Raw genomic sequence first — 17,117 nt, forward strand, 5'->3', positions numbered from 1 at the left:
CGGGCGGTGCCGGCACCCTCCTTCCGGAAAAGAGGGGGCCGGCACCGATGGTCCCGGAATCCGCCTACTTCGCGGTGAGCCGGACGCGGTCGAAGTCGACCGGTACGTCGAGGGCGAGGTTGATGTAGTTGGTGAACACGTTCAACGCGACGTGGGCGATCGTCTCGACGATGTCCTCGGAGGTCAGGCCCGCGTCGCGCGCGGATCGCACGGCGTCGGCGTCGATCTGCCCGCGCTGGTCGACGAGTTCGGTGGCCAGCGTCAGGATCGCGGCGGTCCTGGGGTCGGCCGAGTAGCCCTTCTGGGCCTCGGTCATCTCCTCGGCGGTGGCACCGGCCTTCTTGCCGAGCAGCGTGTGGGCCGACAGGCAGTAGTCGCAGCGGTTGCGGTCGGCGACGGCCACCGCGATCTGTTCGCCGATCTTGGCGCCGAGGGTGCCCGCGCCGAGAGCGCCGAAGCTGCCCCACATGCTCTGCAGTGCCGCCGGAGAGTTGGCGACGGCCTTGAACATGTTGGGCACGAAGCCGAACGCGCCGTGGATCTGATCGAGCACGTCGCCGCGCTCGTCGGTGACGTCTTCGGTGGTGAGCAGGTCGACACGGGACATGGGGGTGTTCCTTTCGGGGGACTGATCGACGGCCGGAGCGGCCGTGGAACTCGCGGTGGCCCGCACGGCAGGTGGGGTCTGGGCGTCGTCGGCACCTGGACCCCATTTCCGTAGCGGGCGTGCTCATAGTAGGTAGGACTCCTACCTATTTGTCAACAGGGGAGGTCGAAACACCTGGTAGGACGCGCTCGTCCCGTGGTGGACCTCTGGTGTGCGCTGCGCCGAGGGGATTTCGGCGGGGATGCCGCTCCGGGTGTCAGGCGGTCGGGCCGCAGGGCCGCGGGCTGTGTCCGGTCGACGCGCCGTCGTCGTCGCCACGGTCGTGCACGACAACCAGCAGCGTCGCTCGCGGTGTCGAGATCGATCGCACGCGGTGGGGTGTGTCGGAGTGGAAATACAGGCTGTCGCCCTCGTCGAGTCGAAGCGTCTGGTTGGGAACGGTGACCTCCACCGCTCCGGACCGCACGAAGATGAATTCCTCGCCGGAGTGTTCCATGAACGGTGAGTCGGGTTCGGTGGTCGGATGCACGATGAACGGCTGCATCGCCTTGCGTCGCATGCGTGTCGCGATCGGGTCGTACGTTGCGGCCGAAGCGGATTCGTCGACCACCGCGCGTTCGTCGCGGCGCTCCATGGTCATCGCCGAGTCGTCGGCCTTGTCGGAGAACAGCAGGCTCACGTCGGTGTCGAGCGCATCGGCGATCGCGAGTGCCACCGCGATCGACGGAGTGCTCAAGCCGCGTTCGATCTTCGACAGGTAGCTCTTGGTCAGCCCCGTGCGATCGGCGAGGGCCTCCAGTGTCAAGCCTGCTCGCCGGCGGTGCGTCCTGAGAAACGCCGCCATCGTCACTTCTCCTTCGTTCTGTCCCGATTCGTGTCACGAATAGTAACAAGGTTGCGTTTAGGAAACCTTGTGTCCTATCGTCACCGTTGTGTCCTATCGGACAACGGAAGGAGAAACGACTGTGACAGCCCCCGAACGTGTCGGGACCACGATGAGCCTGGGGAAAGGCGAATTGATGGACGCCGCGAAGAGCGCCATGCTCACCCAGATTCCCGAGGCCGGGTGGTCGGACCGGCAGAAGATCGCTCTGACCTGCCGTTCCCTGTTCGACGCCGGCCACGATTCCGGCCTCGCCGGGCAGATCTCGGCCCGTGGCCGGACTGACGGAACCTTTCTGACCCAGCGCCTCGGTCTCGGCTTCGACGAGATCACCGAGGACAATCTGCTGCTCGTCGATGAGGACCTCGAGGTGCTCGAAGGCGACGGAATGGCCAATCCCGCCAACCGTTTCCACAGCTGGATCTACCGCGCCCGCCCGGATGTCGGCTGCATCGTGCACACCCACCCGCTGCATGCCGCGGCGCTGTCGATGCTCGAAGTGCCCCTGCAGGTGTCGCAGATGGACACCACGCCGCTCTACGACGACTGCGCCTTCCTCGCGGACTGGCCGGGTGTGCCGGTCGGCAACGAAGAGGGCGAGATAATCTCGGCGGCGTTGGGCGACAAACGCGCCATCCTGCTGGCCCATCATGGTCAGCTCGTCGTCGGCGCCACCATCGAAGAGGCGTGCTCGCTGGCGCACCTGATCGAACGTGCCGCCCGGCTCCAGCTCCTCGCGATGGCCGCGGGCGAGATCAAGCCGCTGCCCCCGCGCCTGGCCCGCGAAGCCCACGACTGGACGCTGACCCCGCGGCGCAGCGTCGCCAACTTCTCCTACTACGCCCGCAAAGCGCTGCGCTCCCACCCGGACGCCGTCAACCAGTGAACGACTCGAGGAGAACTCAGCTCATGACCCACCCCATCTCGGGCATCGTCGCCTATCCCATCACCCCGTTCACCGCCGAGGACACCATCGACGTGGACGCGTTGCGCCTGCTGCTGGACCGGATGATCGAATCGGGCGTAGACGCGATCGCCCCGCTCGGCAGCACGGGCGAATCGGCATATCTGACCGACGACGAATGGACGACCGTCGCCGCCGAGACCATCGCCCATGTCGGGCAACGCGTCCCGACCGTGGTCGGTGTCTCCGATCTCACCACCTCGGGCGCCGTGCGCCGGGCGAAGCTCGCCGAGCGGCTGGGCGCGACCGCCGTCATGGCGTTGCCGACGTCCTATTGGCGACTGACCGAAGACGAGGTGCGAGTGCATTTCACGACGGTGGCCGCATCCGTCGGCCTGCCGGTCATGGCCTACAACAATCCGGCCACCACCGGGATCGACATGTCACCGGAGTTCCTGTTCGACCTCGTCGGCGCCGTCGACAACATCACCATGGTCAAGGAATCGACCGGCGACATCACCCGCATGAACCGGCTGCGTGAACTCAGCGGCGGCACCCTGCCGTTCTTCAACGGCAGTAACCCGCTGGCCTACAAGGCGTTCGGCGCCGGTGCGGCCGGCTGGTGCACCGCCGCACCCTGCCTCATTCCCCGTCCCATCGTCTCGTTCCATCGGGCCGTCGCCTCGGGGGAGACCGGCCGGGCGGAAGCGATGTGGGAACATCTGCGACCGTTCCTGGAGATGATCGTCAGCCGTGGCCTGCCGACCACCATCAAGTCCGGGCTCCGCAGCATCGGCGTCGACGCGGGCACGCCACGCCGCCCGCTGCTACCGCTCGACGAGCACGAGACGGCGCGTCTGCACGAACTGATCACCGTCTGCGAGACCCATCTCTGATGGGTGATCCGGATGCCGGTCGGCCGCGCGTTTCAGGCGGCCGGCTGGTGCTCGGGGCAGTCGGTCCGCAGCTCGGTCAGCGGTAGCGGCGCGTTCAGCAATCGGCAGTGATGGGGCGCCACCCGATCGGAATGCGCGTGTGCCTCGAAGAAGCGGCAGCTCGTGCAGACCCTCGCCACGCTGATCACGCCCTGACGCTGGAGCCCGGCGATCATCGACAGCACGGTCTGCAATGTCGCGGCCCGGTCCTCGACAGGCACTCCGAGCAGGGTCCGCACCGCCGGTGTGTCCCATTCCCGCAGATCGTCGACCACTTCGCATCCGCGCGGGGTCGGTGTCAGCACCCGTCGTCGGCCGTCGCCGCCCGGCGATCGGCTCAGCAGGCCCTTGCGCTCCAGCGCGGTCACCGCGTCGGACATCGTCGGGCGCGTGACATCGCATTCCGCGGCCAGCGCACTGACCTCGCGGCGCGGCGGCGGGTTTTTCGACAGCGCCAGCAGCACCTGTTGCTGCAAGGGCGTCAGCCCGTGGTCACGAGCGCTGCGCTGTGCCAACGCGCGCACGCCACCGCTCAACCGTTCCAAGGCGTCGACCAAGCGGCGGTCGAGGTCGTCATCGGAATGCATCATCACCGCCGTTCATAGGTAGGAGTCCTATTGTATGGCGGATCCGGATGCGGGACAGACCTGATATCGATGATCCCCCCGGACAGGGCAGTCCCCGGTAGTCTCCATCGACACCATGAATTGCGGTCGTCGCCGAAATTCCGGTATTCGACTGGCTTGCCGGGGGCTTAGCCGGATCTTGGAAAAGCATCACCACGGTCGATGGACGTCTCCATCGGCGGTGTGACCCTTTTCCGGTGTTCCGGTATGTATCCAGTCTTCTCCGCTCTCCCCGTCTGTCAATACCCTGCGGCCCGAAATATCGGCGTATTTCGAAATTTCTCCGGCAGCGTTCTGTGTTCCTCGAAGCCGCGAGGAATCCCGTGACGAGCTCTCGCTCACCCGACGCCGGTGGCGCTCACGTGGTCAATCGCGGGCGGGTGTGGCCAGGCGGAGGATCGCGTCGCGCAGATCGTCGCGCGGTCGTCCGTCGGCGAGCTCGATGAGAGCGGTCTCGGCGATCGCGGCGACCAGCAGGACGGCGAGGGGCTCGGGGTGGTGCCAGCCGACCGCGGCGAGGTCGGCGGTGAGGACCTGAGCCGCCTGCTCGTTGCGCCGACCGACTTGCTCGCCCAGCCCGGCCTCGGTTCTGGCCTGGACGAGCAGAGCCTTGGTCGCCGGTTCGGCCAGGCACCCGTCGAGATAGGCCGCGAGGCCGGTGGCCAGTCGTTCGGCGCCGGGCGGGCGCCCGGCCAACTGCTGCTCGACCTTGTCGAACAGCTCGTCGTGAAATGCCTCGTGCAGCGCTCGGATGTAGTCCTCGCGGCTGCGCCAGTGCTGGTAGAAGCTGCCCTTGGCCATCTCGGCGGCGGCGGTGACGGCACTGACCGACAGTTTGGTCAGGTCGGAGCCGGCCAGCAGTGTGCGTCCCGCGTTCAACAGGGCGCGACGACCGGGTTCGGCGGGTCTCATGGGGTTGATCCTGCCTGATCGATGAGGAGCCGCCCGGATGGAGTCGCGGAACAGCGCGATCTCACCGGGCACCTGGGGCGGCCGGCGGCACCAACGGACCGAGGAGCGGCGCGACCAGGGTGCAATCCACCGGTCGCGCGTGCTCGGGGTCGAGCGCGTTGAGGACTTCGGCGACCGCGATCGGGTCCGAGGTCAGTCCGTAGTGTTCGCTGAAGTCGGTGGCGCACACGTCCTGCAACACGACGTTGCGAGCGTTGGGTCCATCCAGCATGCCCGTGGTGAACGGCGTGGCGATCTCGTCGTAACGGCTGACGATGCCGACGAACTCGGTGTCGGGCAGCAGGCGGGCGTCGGCGCCGAGGAACTCGACCGTGGGCGAGCCGGGCGACATCTGGCACGGCCCGCAGTCCTCGACGATCGCCGCTGCGCCCGGCAGATCGGCGACCCACCGGCCGAGCACGTCGAGTCCGCTGACTGTCGAGCCGTGGTAGGGCGCGCCAAGTCCGATCAGCCGGGCGACGGCGGGTGCTCCGTCCAGGTGGCGCATGTAGTACATCGATACGGCCGCTCCCATCGAGTGCCCGACGATGTCGACGCGGTCCGAGCCGGTCACCGTGCGTACGCGGTCGACGAACGCGCCCACCTCGGCGGCGCTGCGTTCCACCGGAGCCAAGGCACCGATCGCTGGCCCCAGCATGCCGGTGCCATACGTGGTGGTGAAGACGCAGTACCCGGCCTGCGTCAGCAGCGGTGCGAGCGTCTGCCAGCTCACTGTTTCATTTCCCAGCCCGTGCAGCAGCAGTACCGGGCGGGGATGCCGCGCGCTCGGGCGACACGACCAGTCGTTGGCGCCGGGCGGGGCCTGTCCCGGTGCCTGCGCCTGCGCGGCCAGCCCGGCCAGATAGCTGTAGGGCACGGGCTCGGCTTCCTCGCCGGATGCCACCCCCGCCGAGGCGCCTACCAGGGCGGCCATCCCGGCCACGGCTATCCATCGCTTCAGGGAATTCACTGCTCGCCTCCTCGCCGGCGCGGGACGAAAAGCGCATCGAACGCTATGACCGACCGGTTGGTCATAGCGTACCCCCACAGCTGCTTGCGGGAAGAGCGTCAGGTCGGCGGTGTCGGCGACGATATCGACCCAGTTCTGTTCGGCAGCGGGGTCGGGCTCGACGCGGTTGTGCCCCTGGCCGCAGCCGAGCAGCGCGGTCTCGGCCTTTCCGGACGGCGCCCGCGCGTTCTCGCGAGTGTCGGTGTGCCTGTCGTCTCCCGATGCCCGTGGGGTCCTGAATCCGGCATCAGGGCGCGATCCGGGCGCCGCATTGTGCGGGCGGCCACCGGGGAGGACAGTGGGTATGTCCGGTGGCGTCCACCGGGGGCGCTGCCCTTCCGAACAGGAGGTGGCCTGTGTACGCACGTTCGAGCACGATCGCGGCCCAACCGTCGTCGATGGACAACGGGATCGCGTACCTCCGCAAAGAGATGATGCCGAGTCTGTCCGAGATCGACGGATGGGTCGGTCTGTCGCTGTTGATCGACCGGGCGACCGGGCGCTGCATCGCCACAACCGCCTGGGAATCCGAGCATGCGCTGCAATCCAGCAGACTGCGCGTCCAGCCTCTGCGCGACGGTCTGGCCCAGGCGCTGCACGGGCAGACCGGGAAGGTCGAAGAATGGGAAGTGGCGGTCATGCACCGTGATCACCTGGCCGGCCCGCGCGCTCGCGCCCGCTGCGCCTGGACTCGGATCGAGCCGGCCGGGGTCGACCGGATGATCGACACGTTCAAGGTCGAACTCCTTCCCGAGCTCGAGAAGATCGAAGGATTCCGCAGCGCCAGCTTGTTCGTCGACCGGGCCGACGGCCGGGCGGTGGCCTCGACCGTGTGGTCCAGTCTCGAGGAACTGGAGAGCAGCCGCGAGCAGGCTCGTCGGATCAGGACCGACGCGACCCGGGGGCTGGGGGCCGAGGTTCTCGAAGTGGCGGAGTTCCGACTGGGATTCGCTCACCTGCGCGTGCCCGAGCTGGTGTGAGCGACTGAACGATCCGGCCGGACCGCAGGGTTCCGGCCGGATGCCTGGTGTCCGCGAGACGCACCGGGCGAGCGGCTCGTCGCGCCGCCTCGCGACTACCACGCCTCGCCCCGCAACTCTTCGGCCACCCGTTCGCGCTGAGCGGCGAGATGTTTTGTGGCACAATCCCTCTTGTGTCGCAGACAGTCGAAAGCAACTCTGCGGCACCGGTGACTTCGCAGTTCGATGCGACCGCATATCGGCTCGGTGACTCGCGCACATCGCTGCGCGGCCGAGGTGAAAAGGCTCGGTCTGCTGTTGCCGCGCAAGCCTGCTGTGGCTTGGGGGACTTCTCTCTCACACCTGTGAATCCCGGCGTCCGTGCCTGGGATCCGCGACGTCGTGTGCGGCCGGTGAGCTGGGAAGGTTACGTGAAAGATGATGGGGGAACGAAGCTTTGACAGGCAGCCCTCCATCTCTCCTGTGTTTCGGTGTCCTCGTGAGCATGTGGCACCGAGTGGCTCCGCTGTGTCGAAGGTGCGCAGCGGTGGCCTGAGCGTTCCCCAGCGGTGGGCTGGGGTCGGAAGTGAGCTAGGAGCGATGATGGTTACGAACGAGCACGAGGCGCTGGCGGAGTATCTTCGGCACGGCAGCCCGGAGTTTCACCAGCGGCTGCAGCAGATCCTGAGCAATCCGGACTTCCTCGTCACGGACAAGCAGAGCCAGGAGCAGCGGCGCCAGAACGCCTACGATCAGTTGCGGAACCTGGTCAAGGAGATCGGCAGCACTCGCGACGTCGCTACCGACCTGCCGGAACTGTTCGCGGTGTTCGACTGGTCGGCAGTGCTGGCGACGGACCTGATCCCGTTGATCTCCGGCCACTACAACCTGGCCTCCGGCAGCCTGGCCACCCTGACCGAACCCGAGGCCGCCGCACCGTACCTGCAGGATCTGGACGACGCTTCCGCTATCGGCGTCATGCTGCTGACCGAATACGGCTGCGGCTCCAATATCGGGTTCATGCAGACCACCGCGACCTGGGACGGCGACGGGTTCGTCATCAACACCCCGAACCCGCGGGCACGCAAGTTCATGCCCAGCGTCGGCATCCCGGTGTCCCGAGTGTGCGTCGTCGGCGCCCGGTTCATCGACGCGGCGGGCGTCGATCAGGGCGTGCACCTGTTCACGGCGCGACTACGCGACGCCGACGGTGCCGCGGCCCCCGGCGTGACGATCACCCAGCTCGACCACCAGCCGCTGGTCATCATGGACAACTCGGTCATCAGCTTCGAGAACCTGCGGGTCGACCGCAACGCCTGGCTGAGCAACGACCTCGCGACCATCGACGATCAGGGCGTGCTCACCTGGCGCGACGAGGCCAGCCGGAAGCGGGCCTTCCCGTCGGCGATCAGCCAGCTGACCGTCGGCCGCCTGGCGCTCTCGTCCTGCCTGAACGCCTCGGCCCGCGCCGCGCTCTACATCGCGCTGCGCTACGCCACCAAGCGGGTGGTGCCGCTGACGCTCGAGGACACCCCGGTCATGCTCGACATCCCGCACGTGCGAGACACCCTGATCACCGATCTGGCAGGCACCGTCGTCCGGACCGTCTACGGCAACGCGATCAAGACCCAGCTCGCCGAGAGCGACCTCACCCATCGCGACACGGTGGTGTCGGTGATGCTGGCCAAGCACTTCATCCAGCTGCACGCGCTGGACACGGTGACGCACAGCCGCATCAAGATGGGCGCGCAGGGCATGTTCAGCGCCAATCGGGTGGCCGACTACCTGGGCGTCTGTCATGCGGCCATCACCGGCGAAGGCGACTGCCACGTCCTGGGTTCCGTCGCGGGCCGGGTCCTGGCCAAGCAGATGGCGGGCAAGCCGACGCCGCACCCCGAGCTGCACGACCCGGCCGACCCCGGTGCGCGCGAGCGTCTGTTCAACGCGCGGACCCTGACGATCGTGCAGGAAGCGCAGCAGCACCTGGCGACGTCCACGCTGGAGGACCGGTTGGCGGTGATCCCCGAGGCGCTCGACCTCGCGGAGGCCTACTGCGCCGAACAGGCGTTGGGCCTGCTGCACAACACCGCTCATCCGGAGATCGCCGCGGTGCGGGATGTGTTCGCCCTGCACTACATCGACCAGCACGCCGCCTGGTATCTGACGCACGGCCTGCTCGACGTCGCTGCCGTCGAGTCGACCAAGCAGCAACTGCGCCGGGCGATCGACAACCTCGTCGACCACCTGCCCGCACTGCTGGACGCCTTCGGATTCGACGACGAGATCCTAGGCGCGCCGGTGCTTTCGGACGACCTGCCCGCTGCCTGGGACTCGCGCATCCGCGGCTGAGACAGCACTCGCCAGGGCCGTCCCGGATCGGGGCGGCCCTGCCCGTGACCTCGTCGTGCGGCAGCCGCTTCTGTCGCCTACAGTGTTCTCCGCAAAGAGCAACGCGCACACGCAGTCTGGGTCGCATCCATGAGTCGGGAGCGAGGCGCGGCCCGTCGCCTCGCGTAGCTGGCGACGATCGGGCAGCCTCGAGTGCTGTGCTGCCGTAATCGAAATCGAGGAGAATACGTGCATCCGCATCACCCGCTTCAGGGTGCTACCGCTGACCCCAAGCGGTCGATCGAGCCCGTAGGCCCGCGAATCCCCATCTACAGTGCAGAGTTCGCGGCCGATCCTCACCAGGCTTACCGCCAGATGCGCGAAATGGACCTCGGGCCGTTGGTGCCGGTGGAGATGTGGCCCGGCGTGCCCGCGACCCTGGTCATCAAATACAGCACCGCCGTGCGCATTCTCGGTGACTCCAGCCATTTTCCGGCCGACCCGAGCGCCTGGCAGAAGACCGTGGCCGCCGATATCCCGATCATGCCGATGATCGAATACCGACCCAACGCGATTCGCACGAGCGGCGCCGAACACGCCCGCTACCGCAGTGTCCTGAACCATGCCCTGGCCGGAATCGATCTGAATTCCGTGCGAACCGCCGTGGAGACCTCCGCCGTCCCGATCGTCAACACGTTCTGCAGGGACGGGCACGCCGACATACTGAATCAGTACGCGCTCCCACTGGTCTTCTCGGTCTTCTGTCAGGCGCTCGGTTGCCCGCCGGAGATCGGCGAACAGGTCGCGACGGCCAGTGCGGCGATGTTCGACGGTGTGGACACCGAGACGGTGAACACGATGATGAGCGACGCGCTGCTCGATCTCACCGCCCTCAAGCGTGCCCATCCGGGGGACGACGTCACCACGAGAATGATCCAGCATCCTGCCGGGCTGTCCGACGAGGAGATGGTGCATCAGCTGGTGCTGCTGTTCGCCGCGGGCGTCGAACCGCCGGTGAACCTGATCGCCAACACGTTGTTGCTGATGCTCACCGATTCCCGTTTCACCAGTGGTGAGAACGGAATTCCGCTGTCGACCCGGTCCGCGCTCGAGGAGCGGCTGGCCACCGACCCGCCGATGGCCAACTACTGCATCACCTATCCTCGCCAGCCCATCCTGATCGAGGGCGAGTGGCTGCCCGCGAACCAGCCGGTCATCATCAGCATGGCCGCCTGCAATACCGACCCGGAGATCAATACCGGCGAATACCTGGACAACGGATGGAATCTGGCGTTCAGCACCGGTGATCACGCCTGCCCTGCCCAGGCTCGCCCCTACGGGCTCCTGCTCGCCCAGGACGTCATCGACCACCTTCTGGACACCCTCCCGGAACTGCGGCTCGCGGTCCCGCCGGACCAACTCGTGTGGCGTCCCGGCCCCTTCCATCGAGCGTTGACGACGTTGCCGGTCGTCTTCCCGCCTTCTGCCCCGCTGCGGGTGTAACCCCTCGACGCGACCCCCGGCCGCCCGCCTCTCGGCGGCCGGGTCGCCTCGCTGGTTCGGCGGGAGGTCCGCGTCAGCGGTCCAGCGGTGAGGCTTAGGCTCGGTGTCCATGACTGCTCCTGTACTTCTCCTGCTCGGTGCCGGCCCCGGCCTCGGACTCTCGGTGGGCCGCCTGTTCGCGCGCGACGGGTTCACTGTCGTGCTGGCCGCCCGGCTCGCGGACGACGCCGAGCCGTTGGCCGAGCAGCTGCGGGCGGAAGGGGCGACCGCGGTGGGGGTCGGCGTGGATCTCGGTGATCCCGACGAGGTGAGCCGGGTCGTCGGCGAGGTCGGGCGGCGCTACGGCCGAATCGACGTGCTGCACTTCAATCCGAGCGTCTTCCGGCAGGCGGACCCGCTGCACCTGTCGGTCGCCGACCTGATCGCGGACTTCACCGTCGGCGCCGCCGCACTGTTGCCCGCGGTCCAGGCGGCGCGCCCGTTCCTGACCGAGGGCGCCCGGGTGCTGGTCACCGGCAGCGCGGCGGCGGACAAGCCGTGGAACCAGGCCGCCTCGCTGGGGGTGCAGAAGGCGGCGGTGCGCAATCTGGTGACGAGTCTGGACACCACCCTGGCGCCGGAGGGCATCCGGGCAGTCGCCGTGCAGGTCAACGGCGTGCTCGACGAAGGCGCGTTCAGCAGGGAGAAGGTGGCGGCGGCGTTGCACGCGGCGGCGAATCGACCTGCGGGGGAGTGGACGCCGCACGTTTCCTACGACGGCTGAACCCGAGATCGGCGGAGGCGGGCGGTCTCGGCAGGCTCGCCTCGGTCCCGGAGAAGGCGAGGCCGTCGAGCGGGGTGGCGCGCACGGGGGCGAGGTCATCGCCGACCAGGTCGGCAGTTTCGTCCTCCGGGCGCTCGGACATCGGTAGTCGCCGCTACCCACACACGTGGCTGATCGGCGGCCCGACAAACCGATCAGGCGGCATCGCTCCGATCGGTCAACGGCGTGACGTGGCAAGAGTCGCGCAGAGACCCGCCGTGCCCGCAACAAGCAGCAGGCGGGTCTCGTCCCCTCTAAGATCGTCGACGCACGCCGCCGAAAGTTCGTCGCCGCTGATGCACGCACGCCGTTCGGAGGGCTGGGACCCATGATCCGTTCGCTCGTTCGATCCATGATCTCCGTGATTTCGGTGACCGCGCTCTTGTCGCTCGGTGTGTCGGCACCCGCCGTCGCGTCGACGCCCGAGCAGGTCAGCGTGACCGGTGGCGAGATCGTCGGCTCCGCCGCTCACGGCACTGTCGAATTCCTGGGGATTCCGTTCGCCGCGCCCCCTACGGGCGGGGCCCGGTTCGGTCCGCCGGAGCCCGCGCCGTCCTGGCCGGGCGTGCGATCAGCGCACAGCCACGGACCGTCGTGCCCCCAGAACGGATTCGTTCCCGGGCTGCCTCCGGCAGCTCCCACCAGCGAAGACTGCCTGACCATCGACGTCTACGCACCCGACGGGACAGCCGACCGACCCCGTCCGGTCATGGTGTTCTTCCACGGCGGGGGCTTCACGACCGGCTCGAACAGCCAATACGCCCCCACGCGCATGGTCGCGGACGGCGACGTCGTCGTGGCGATACCCAACTATCGTCTCGGCCCGTTCGGCTTCCTGTCGCTCCCCGAACTGGCCGCCGAGTCCGGTGGTGCCACCGGGACGATCGGCGTCCAGGACCAGCAGGCCGCCCTGCGGTGGGTACGCGACAACGCCCGGGCTTTCGGTGGCGATCCGGCCAACGTCACGATCTTCGGGGAGTCGGCAGGCGGCGCGAGTGTGTGCGCGCACTTCGCCGCTCCGGCCTCCGACGGCCTGTTCCACAAGGCCATCGTGCAGAGCGGTTCCTGCGTGCGGTCGCCGGTGGTGCCCGGCAGCCGCGAGGACTCCTTCATCCGTTCGGCGCGCTTCGCGGACAGCGTGGGATGCGGCGATCCCGCGACACGATTGGCCTGCCTGCGTGCTCGCCCCGTCGCGACTCTGCTCGACGCGTCGACCGTCGAACCCGACGAAGCCCTCCCGACCTGGACCCCCACCGTCGACGGTGTCGTCATCACCCGACCACCGGACGCCGCGTTGCGCGCGGACAACCGAAAGATCCCACTCATGGTCGGCAGTAACAGCAATGAAGGCGCGCAACTGGTCGCGGAGTCCGACTACGCGCGTGGCCGTATCCCGGACGCGGCGAGCTACGACAGCTACGTCCGGCGAACCTTCGGCGCCCACGCCGACGCGATCCTCGCCCGATATCCGCTCGGGCGGTATCCCTCGCCCGCGGCCGCGCAATCCGCCGTGGTCACCGACGGCTTGTTCGCCTGCCCGGCGTTGTGGACGAGCCGCCTCGCCCGGGACACCGGACATCCCGTGTGGCAGTACGAGTTCGACCAGGCACCCTTCGGTGTCGCCGCCCCGCTGTTACCGGGCGCGTTCCATGCCGCCGAACTGCTCTATCTGTTCAGCGCCATCATGGGCGTCCCGGTGCCGTGGACCGGTGCCTCCGCGGCTTTCGCCGCGCAGATGCAGCGCTGGTGGAGCACCTTCGCCCACATCGGCGATCCGAACGGGCCCGGTGCACAGCAGTGGCAGCCCTGGCCCCCGCCGGACGGGCAGCCGATCGACGGGCCCGCCCTGGCCATGCGAGCGACGGGCAGCACCATGATCGAAGATTTCACCCTCCGGCACGACTGCGCCTTCTGGTCGGAGCACCGGCAGTGACACCGTGCATACCCTGCTGGCGGCGGAGTTCGCGCCCTGCCGATTCGAACGGATCAGGGTAGCCTGACCTGCCTTTTCTTTTCCGAGGGCGGGACATATCGTCGGGAATCGTCCGTGAGATCTCCCAACCAGAGGAGTTCGACATGACCACGATGGAAATGCCCCACGTTCGCGAGTGCACGGTCAGCAAATGCTCCTACAACCACGACGGTTGCCACGCCTACGCGATCAACGTCGCCGGTCACAACGGCAGCGCCGATTGCGAGACCTTCGTCCCGCTGTCCGTGAAGGGCGGACTTGACACCGTCACCAGCATGGTGGGCGCCTGTCAGCGCGCCGATTGCGCCCACAACGAGAGTCTCGAATGTACGGCCAGCGACATCCGTGTCGGGCCCGGTTCCGGTACCCACTCGGCGCGCTGCCTCACCTACGACCCGCGCTGAGCCGCGAGAATCGAATCGGACCCCGGGTCGCCGATCGGCGCGGACAGGCCACGAGCCCGACAACGCGCCGCGCCGATCGATCCACGACCCGGTGCCGGTTCGCTCACGCGGTGGACACAGCGGAAATGTACCGATCGGCCATGCGGCGCTGCCCCAGACGAGCGAGCGGCCCGGCGAGCCGCAGATACCACACCGCAGGGCGAGAGAACGCCGTGACCACGGCGTACACCGACTCGTCGGCCGGGTCGTACTCCACCGCGAACAGTTCCTCCCCGCTGACCGGATGCCCCGGCAGCGTGCCGTAGGCGAATCCGCGACGGTCCGGCTCGTCCACGACATACACGACCCGGCAGGCCGCGGATATCGCCACGGGCCCCACACCCAACCGCACCACCACGCGTGTTCCCGGTGCGGCGACGGGCGAACTCGCGGAGTGGAAAACGCCCGCGCCATCGAGCATCCGATACGCCATGACCTCGGCACCCGCGCGCTCGAACAGTGCCCGACCACGTCCGATCCGGCGCCGCCGGGTGAAAAGGTGATAACCGGTCGGTGTCCGGCCCGCCGTGGCGCCGACTGCTGAATAGGTGAAACCGCTCGCGCCGTCGTCACTCACACGTCCATTCTGCACCGGAACACCCGATCGGAAGCGCGTCGCCGAGCGCTGTGCGAACGATCAGCCGGCCCCGTTCGTGGCCACGTAGATCAGCAGCGCCATCATCAGAGCGACCGCTCCCAGCAGGCCGCCGACAAGGGCATCCGCCCGATTAGTCGCGATGCCGCGATCCACCCGATCCCAGCCGACGAAACCCGCTGCCACCGCGGCCAATCCAGCCGGTGCGGACAGAATCTCCCCCACGAGCGGGATGAACGTGAACCCGAGCGCGAAGATGCCGAGTACCAGGGCCGCCAACCCGACACCGTTACCGGTCGGCGGGTTGTGGTCGGGGACCGGTGCCATACCGAGGAGCGTAGCCGTGATGCGGCCCCGGTGGCCCGATGGCAGGATCTCCGCACGTGGGGCCCTGGTGGGGCGCGAAGACGGCTCCGGTGACCAGTACCGACCGGGCGTGGTTCAGCAGCTGGTCGGCGCGGGCTCGCCCCGGAATCGTGCTTCGACGTAATTCCAGGCGTCGGCGAACCCGGCGACAGCCGCCGTCATGTGCTCGGCGATGTCGTAGGGCACCATCTGCACCGGTGCCCCCGCCTTGCAGTAGCGCTCGGCGGTCTCGGCGAGCGGGCCGAACGCGGTGAGAGTGTCGTAGCGGCCTTGCCACAGATAGGTGGGAACGGTGGGGACGCCGGGGAAATCGCGCAAGCTGTTCTCGCGCAGCACTTCTCGCGCCTGTGGGCTGTCCATCAGGCTCTTGGAGGCGGCCATCTGCTCGGCGCTGCGGAAGGCGCCGTGGAAGAGCAGGAAGCGACGGCAGGCGTCGTGGGTGAACTCCCGGAACCACAGACCGTTCTCGTTCAGCTGGTCCGAGATCGGCAGGCGGTCGGGGTATTCGCGCTCCAGGCCCATCGCGGCGGCGAAGGCGAGACCGAAGCCGGGGTGCGGGTCGAAACCGAGGCTGAGGGCCATCTGTTCCAGGTCGGCGGGGACACCGCCCGCGACCGCCGCGGCGAGTTTCAGGTCAGGAGCGTAGGTGGGCTGCAAGGCGGCCGCCCAGGCGGTGGCCATGCCGCCGCCGGAGTAGCCGGCGATCGCCACCGGTGAATCGGCCAGGCCCAGTTCGGTGACACGCTGCGCCGCTTTCACGCTGTCGAGGGTCACCATGCCGCTGAGCTTCGCGGCGCCGTAGGCGACGTTGGGGCCGAGGTAGTCGGGCAGGGAGATGGCCCAACCGCGGCCGATGGGCAACATCGCGCCGACGGCGTCCTGCAGTTCGCCGTTGAACAGCGAGCGCGAGGGGTTGCAGCGCGAGCCGAGCGAATTGATCAACGCCTGGTAGGAAACCAGCGGCGGGTTGCGTACGCCCACGGGGATCAGCACGGTGGTGACGCCCATGATCGGGTTGCCGCCGGAGTTGGTGGAGCGGAAAGCCACCTGCCAGCCTTCGGTGCCCACATAGGGCATGGTGTCGATCCGGCGGGTCCGCACCACGTCACCGGGCTGCAGGGAGCCGAGGTCGGCGGGCGGGGCGTAGAACGGATCCGGGTCCGGCTGAGGGTAGAGCGGTTCGGCTTGGGCGGGCGCGCCCACGACGCCGAGCGAAAGGATGCTCAGGATCAAGATCAGGATGCGGGTCACGACTGTCGACACGGTCTTCCTTCACACATCGGGTAGCACCGAGGAGCGCCGTGGCATGGGGCCGCGGCGGCCATCGGTGAATGAACTGGCGGGACGTGCGACACAGCGTACGGCGGCGTCCGCTGGGTCGGATGCCCGTGTTCGCGGCTGCGGCACCGTTCGCGGCGAACATAGCGCAATCACGTTGTCGCCGAGGAGGTCACGAACCCGATGGTGGGAATTATCACAGCGGGACAGGGTTTCGTAGGTGGCGCAAGGGGTGTGGACCGAGGCGCTGCCCCGGTTTCCACCTACGGTGACAGCGGTAGCCGTTGTGTCGGTGCAGAATCAGGCTCAGCCTGTGCCGGGCACGCCCGGCAACCCGGGGAGCGGTGCAGCGGCACCCCAGGTTGTCGGGCGTGCCGCTGCACTCGGCGCCCGGAGGTGACAGCGCTCCTCACGGCCGTCGTGACCGAGGCGGATCAGCCTTCCTGGGCTGCCAGATCCACCAGTGCGGCCGCGAGCCGGAAGAACTTGTTGCTCCCGAGGTCGCCGATGGTCTTGATGCCCAACGCCTCGAACAACTGCGCGTCGTGCTTCTCCGCCAATCCCGCCAACGCCGAGGGCGGAGCAGCCAGCAGCTCCGTCAGCGACTTGTCCTCGAAAGCCTTGTCGAGAACCTTGTCCAGCACCACAGGGACAGCCACGTCCGACTCCTTCGTTCGACCAGTCTGCAACACGGCCACGAAACCGTGACCGCACCGACCCGCATGCGTAATCGGCTGTTACAGAGCGTAGTTCATCGTCAGATGTCCCAGGTCGGTGGTGTTGCCCGATCGCCTCGGGCGCGTGGTGGACGCTTACCCGCCGCCGAGCGCGTGGCGGCGAGCGGGACATTGCGCGCCGTGACCTCGACCGCGAATCGGCGCCGGATAGATGTGCTGATGGTTCGCTAGACTCGGAATCAGCACTTCCTGCGTGCGGAGAAAGGGTATGGACGACTA

17 protein-coding genes are annotated in these 17,117 nt (G+C 68.0%); 8 read left to right on the top strand and 9 right to left on the bottom strand.

What is annotated here, in order from left to right; genetic code table 11:
• Positions 1-64: 64 nt before the first annotated feature.
• Together IU449_RS24715 and IU449_RS24720 are read right to left on the bottom strand one after the other, a co-directional pair.
• Entirely contained in the window at positions 65-607 is a 543-nt protein-coding gene (locus IU449_RS24715; RefSeq protein ID WP_195004545.1) for a carboxymuconolactone decarboxylase family protein, read from the bottom strand.
• Between the two features lie 256 nt (positions 608-863).
• A complete protein-coding gene (locus IU449_RS24720; protein WP_195004546.1) occupies positions 864-1,451 on the bottom strand; it encodes a helix-turn-helix domain-containing protein in 588 nt (195 codons plus the stop codon).
• A 151-nt stretch (positions 1,452-1,602) separates the two neighbouring features.
• On the opposite strand from IU449_RS24720, the gene IU449_RS24725 reads away from it, so the two are divergent.
• Both IU449_RS24725 and IU449_RS24730 read left to right on the top strand, forming a co-directional pair.
• Positions 1,603-2,376, top strand: coding sequence for an aldolase (locus IU449_RS24725; protein ID WP_195004633.1), 774 nt, complete (start codon positions 1,603-1,605; stop codon positions 2,374-2,376).
• 23 nt (positions 2,377-2,399) lie between these two features.
• Positions 2,400-3,290 carry a dihydrodipicolinate synthase family protein gene (locus IU449_RS24730; protein WP_195004547.1) on the top strand — a complete coding sequence of 297 codons (891 nt, stop codon included), beginning with the start codon at positions 2,400-2,402 and terminating at the stop codon, positions 3,288-3,290.
• Between the two features lie 32 nt (positions 3,291-3,322).
• On the opposite strand, the gene IU449_RS24735 is transcribed toward IU449_RS24730, so the two are convergent.
• The 3 genes from IU449_RS24735 to IU449_RS24745 all read right to left on the bottom strand — a co-directional run bounded on the left by IU449_RS24735 (position 3,323) and on the right by IU449_RS24745 (position 5,876).
• Positions 3,323-3,919, bottom strand: a complete 597-nt coding sequence (locus tag IU449_RS24735) for a MarR family winged helix-turn-helix transcriptional regulator (protein WP_228805658.1) — start codon at positions 3,917-3,919, stop codon at positions 3,323-3,325.
• A gap of 402 nt (positions 3,920-4,321) precedes the next feature.
• Complete coding sequence (locus tag IU449_RS24740; protein ID WP_195004548.1) at positions 4,322-4,867, bottom strand: TetR/AcrR family transcriptional regulator; 546 nt, start codon at positions 4,865-4,867, stop codon at positions 4,322-4,324.
• Positions 4,868-4,928: 61 nt separating this feature from the next.
• Positions 4,929-5,876 carry an esterase/lipase family protein gene (locus IU449_RS24745; protein WP_195004549.1) on the bottom strand — a complete coding sequence of 316 codons (948 nt, stop codon included), beginning with the start codon at positions 5,874-5,876 and terminating at the stop codon, positions 4,929-4,931.
• A gap of 395 nt (positions 5,877-6,271) precedes the next feature.
• On the opposite strand from IU449_RS24745, the gene IU449_RS24750 reads away from it, so the two are divergent.
• From IU449_RS24750 to IU449_RS24775, 6 genes are all read left to right on the top strand, one after another.
• Entirely contained in the window at positions 6,272-6,895 is a 624-nt protein-coding gene (locus IU449_RS24750) for a hypothetical protein (protein WP_195004550.1), read from the top strand.
• Between the two features lie 579 nt (positions 6,896-7,474).
• On the top strand, positions 7,475-9,223 hold the full coding sequence (locus IU449_RS24755; RefSeq protein WP_195004551.1) for an acyl-CoA dehydrogenase: 1,749 nt from the start codon (positions 7,475-7,477) through the stop codon (positions 9,221-9,223).
• Between the two features lie 354 nt (positions 9,224-9,577).
• Positions 9,578-10,705: a cytochrome P450 gene (locus IU449_RS24760; protein ID WP_228805659.1), complete on the top strand. Its 1,128-nt coding sequence runs from the start codon at positions 9,578-9,580 to the stop codon at positions 10,703-10,705.
• A gap of 109 nt (positions 10,706-10,814) precedes the next feature.
• The gene (locus IU449_RS24765) at positions 10,815-11,468 is read left to right on the top strand and encodes an SDR family NAD(P)-dependent oxidoreductase (protein WP_195004552.1); all 654 of its coding nucleotides are present in this window, start codon (positions 10,815-10,817) and stop codon (positions 11,466-11,468) included.
• A gap of 391 nt (positions 11,469-11,859) precedes the next feature.
• Positions 11,860-13,440, top strand: coding sequence for a carboxylesterase/lipase family protein (locus tag IU449_RS24770; protein WP_195004553.1), 1,581 nt, complete (start codon positions 11,860-11,862; stop codon positions 13,438-13,440).
• A gap of 143 nt (positions 13,441-13,583) precedes the next feature.
• On the top strand, positions 13,584-13,883 hold the full coding sequence (locus IU449_RS24775) for a DUF1540 domain-containing protein (RefSeq protein ID WP_195004554.1): 300 nt from the start codon (positions 13,584-13,586) through the stop codon (positions 13,881-13,883).
• A gap of 103 nt (positions 13,884-13,986) precedes the next feature.
• On the opposite strand, the gene IU449_RS24780 is transcribed toward IU449_RS24775, so the two are convergent.
• From IU449_RS24780 to IU449_RS24795, 4 genes are all read right to left on the bottom strand, one after another.
• Positions 13,987-14,499, bottom strand: coding sequence for a DUF1990 family protein (locus tag IU449_RS24780; protein ID WP_195004555.1), 513 nt, complete (start codon positions 14,497-14,499; stop codon positions 13,987-13,989).
• 60 nt (positions 14,500-14,559) lie between these two features.
• Positions 14,560-14,844: a hypothetical protein gene (locus IU449_RS24785; RefSeq protein WP_195004556.1), complete on the bottom strand. Its 285-nt coding sequence runs from the start codon at positions 14,842-14,844 to the stop codon at positions 14,560-14,562.
• 114 nt (positions 14,845-14,958) lie between these two features.
• The gene (locus tag IU449_RS24790) at positions 14,959-16,146 is read right to left on the bottom strand and encodes a lipase family protein (protein WP_324188423.1); all 1,188 of its coding nucleotides are present in this window, start codon (positions 16,144-16,146) and stop codon (positions 14,959-14,961) included.
• 449 nt (positions 16,147-16,595) lie between these two features.
• Positions 16,596-16,820, bottom strand: a complete 225-nt coding sequence (locus tag IU449_RS24795; protein WP_195004557.1) for a hypothetical protein — start codon at positions 16,818-16,820, stop codon at positions 16,596-16,598.
• Positions 16,821-17,117 lie beyond the last annotated feature (297 nt).

This window comes from Nocardia higoensis, assembly GCF_015477835.1.
In the GTDB taxonomy this organism is placed as follows: domain Bacteria; phylum Actinomycetota; class Actinomycetes; order Mycobacteriales; family Mycobacteriaceae; genus Nocardia; species Nocardia higoensis_A.

Coding starts and splice junctions, on each gene's coding strand:
- IU449_RS24775 (WP_195004554.1), top strand. CDS start 13,584: ATGACCACGATGGAAATGCCCCACGTTCGCGAGTGCACGGTCAGCAAA.
- IU449_RS24785 (WP_195004556.1), bottom strand. CDS start 14,844: ATGGCACCGGTCCCCGACCACAACCCGCCGACCGGTAACGGTGTCGGG.
- IU449_RS24730 (WP_195004547.1), top strand. CDS start 2,400: ATGACCCACCCCATCTCGGGCATCGTCGCCTATCCCATCACCCCGTTC.
- IU449_RS24740 (WP_195004548.1), bottom strand. CDS start 4,867: ATGAGACCCGCCGAACCCGGTCGTCGCGCCCTGTTGAACGCGGGACGC.
- IU449_RS24770 (WP_195004553.1), top strand. CDS start 11,860: ATGATCTCCGTGATTTCGGTGACCGCGCTCTTGTCGCTCGGTGTGTCG.
- IU449_RS24725 (WP_195004633.1), top strand. CDS start 1,603: ATGAGCCTGGGGAAAGGCGAATTGATGGACGCCGCGAAGAGCGCCATG.
- IU449_RS24755 (WP_195004551.1), top strand. CDS start 7,475: ATGATGGTTACGAACGAGCACGAGGCGCTGGCGGAGTATCTTCGGCAC.
- IU449_RS24720 (WP_195004546.1), bottom strand. CDS start 1,451: ATGGCGGCGTTTCTCAGGACGCACCGCCGGCGAGCAGGCTTGACACTG.
- IU449_RS24735 (WP_228805658.1), bottom strand. CDS start 3,919: ATGATGCATTCCGATGACGACCTCGACCGCCGCTTGGTCGACGCCTTG.
- IU449_RS24760 (WP_228805659.1), top strand. CDS start 9,578: ATGCGCGAAATGGACCTCGGGCCGTTGGTGCCGGTGGAGATGTGGCCC.
- IU449_RS24765 (WP_195004552.1), top strand. CDS start 10,815: ATGACTGCTCCTGTACTTCTCCTGCTCGGTGCCGGCCCCGGCCTCGGA.
- IU449_RS24715 (WP_195004545.1), bottom strand. CDS start 607: ATGTCCCGTGTCGACCTGCTCACCACCGAAGACGTCACCGACGAGCGC.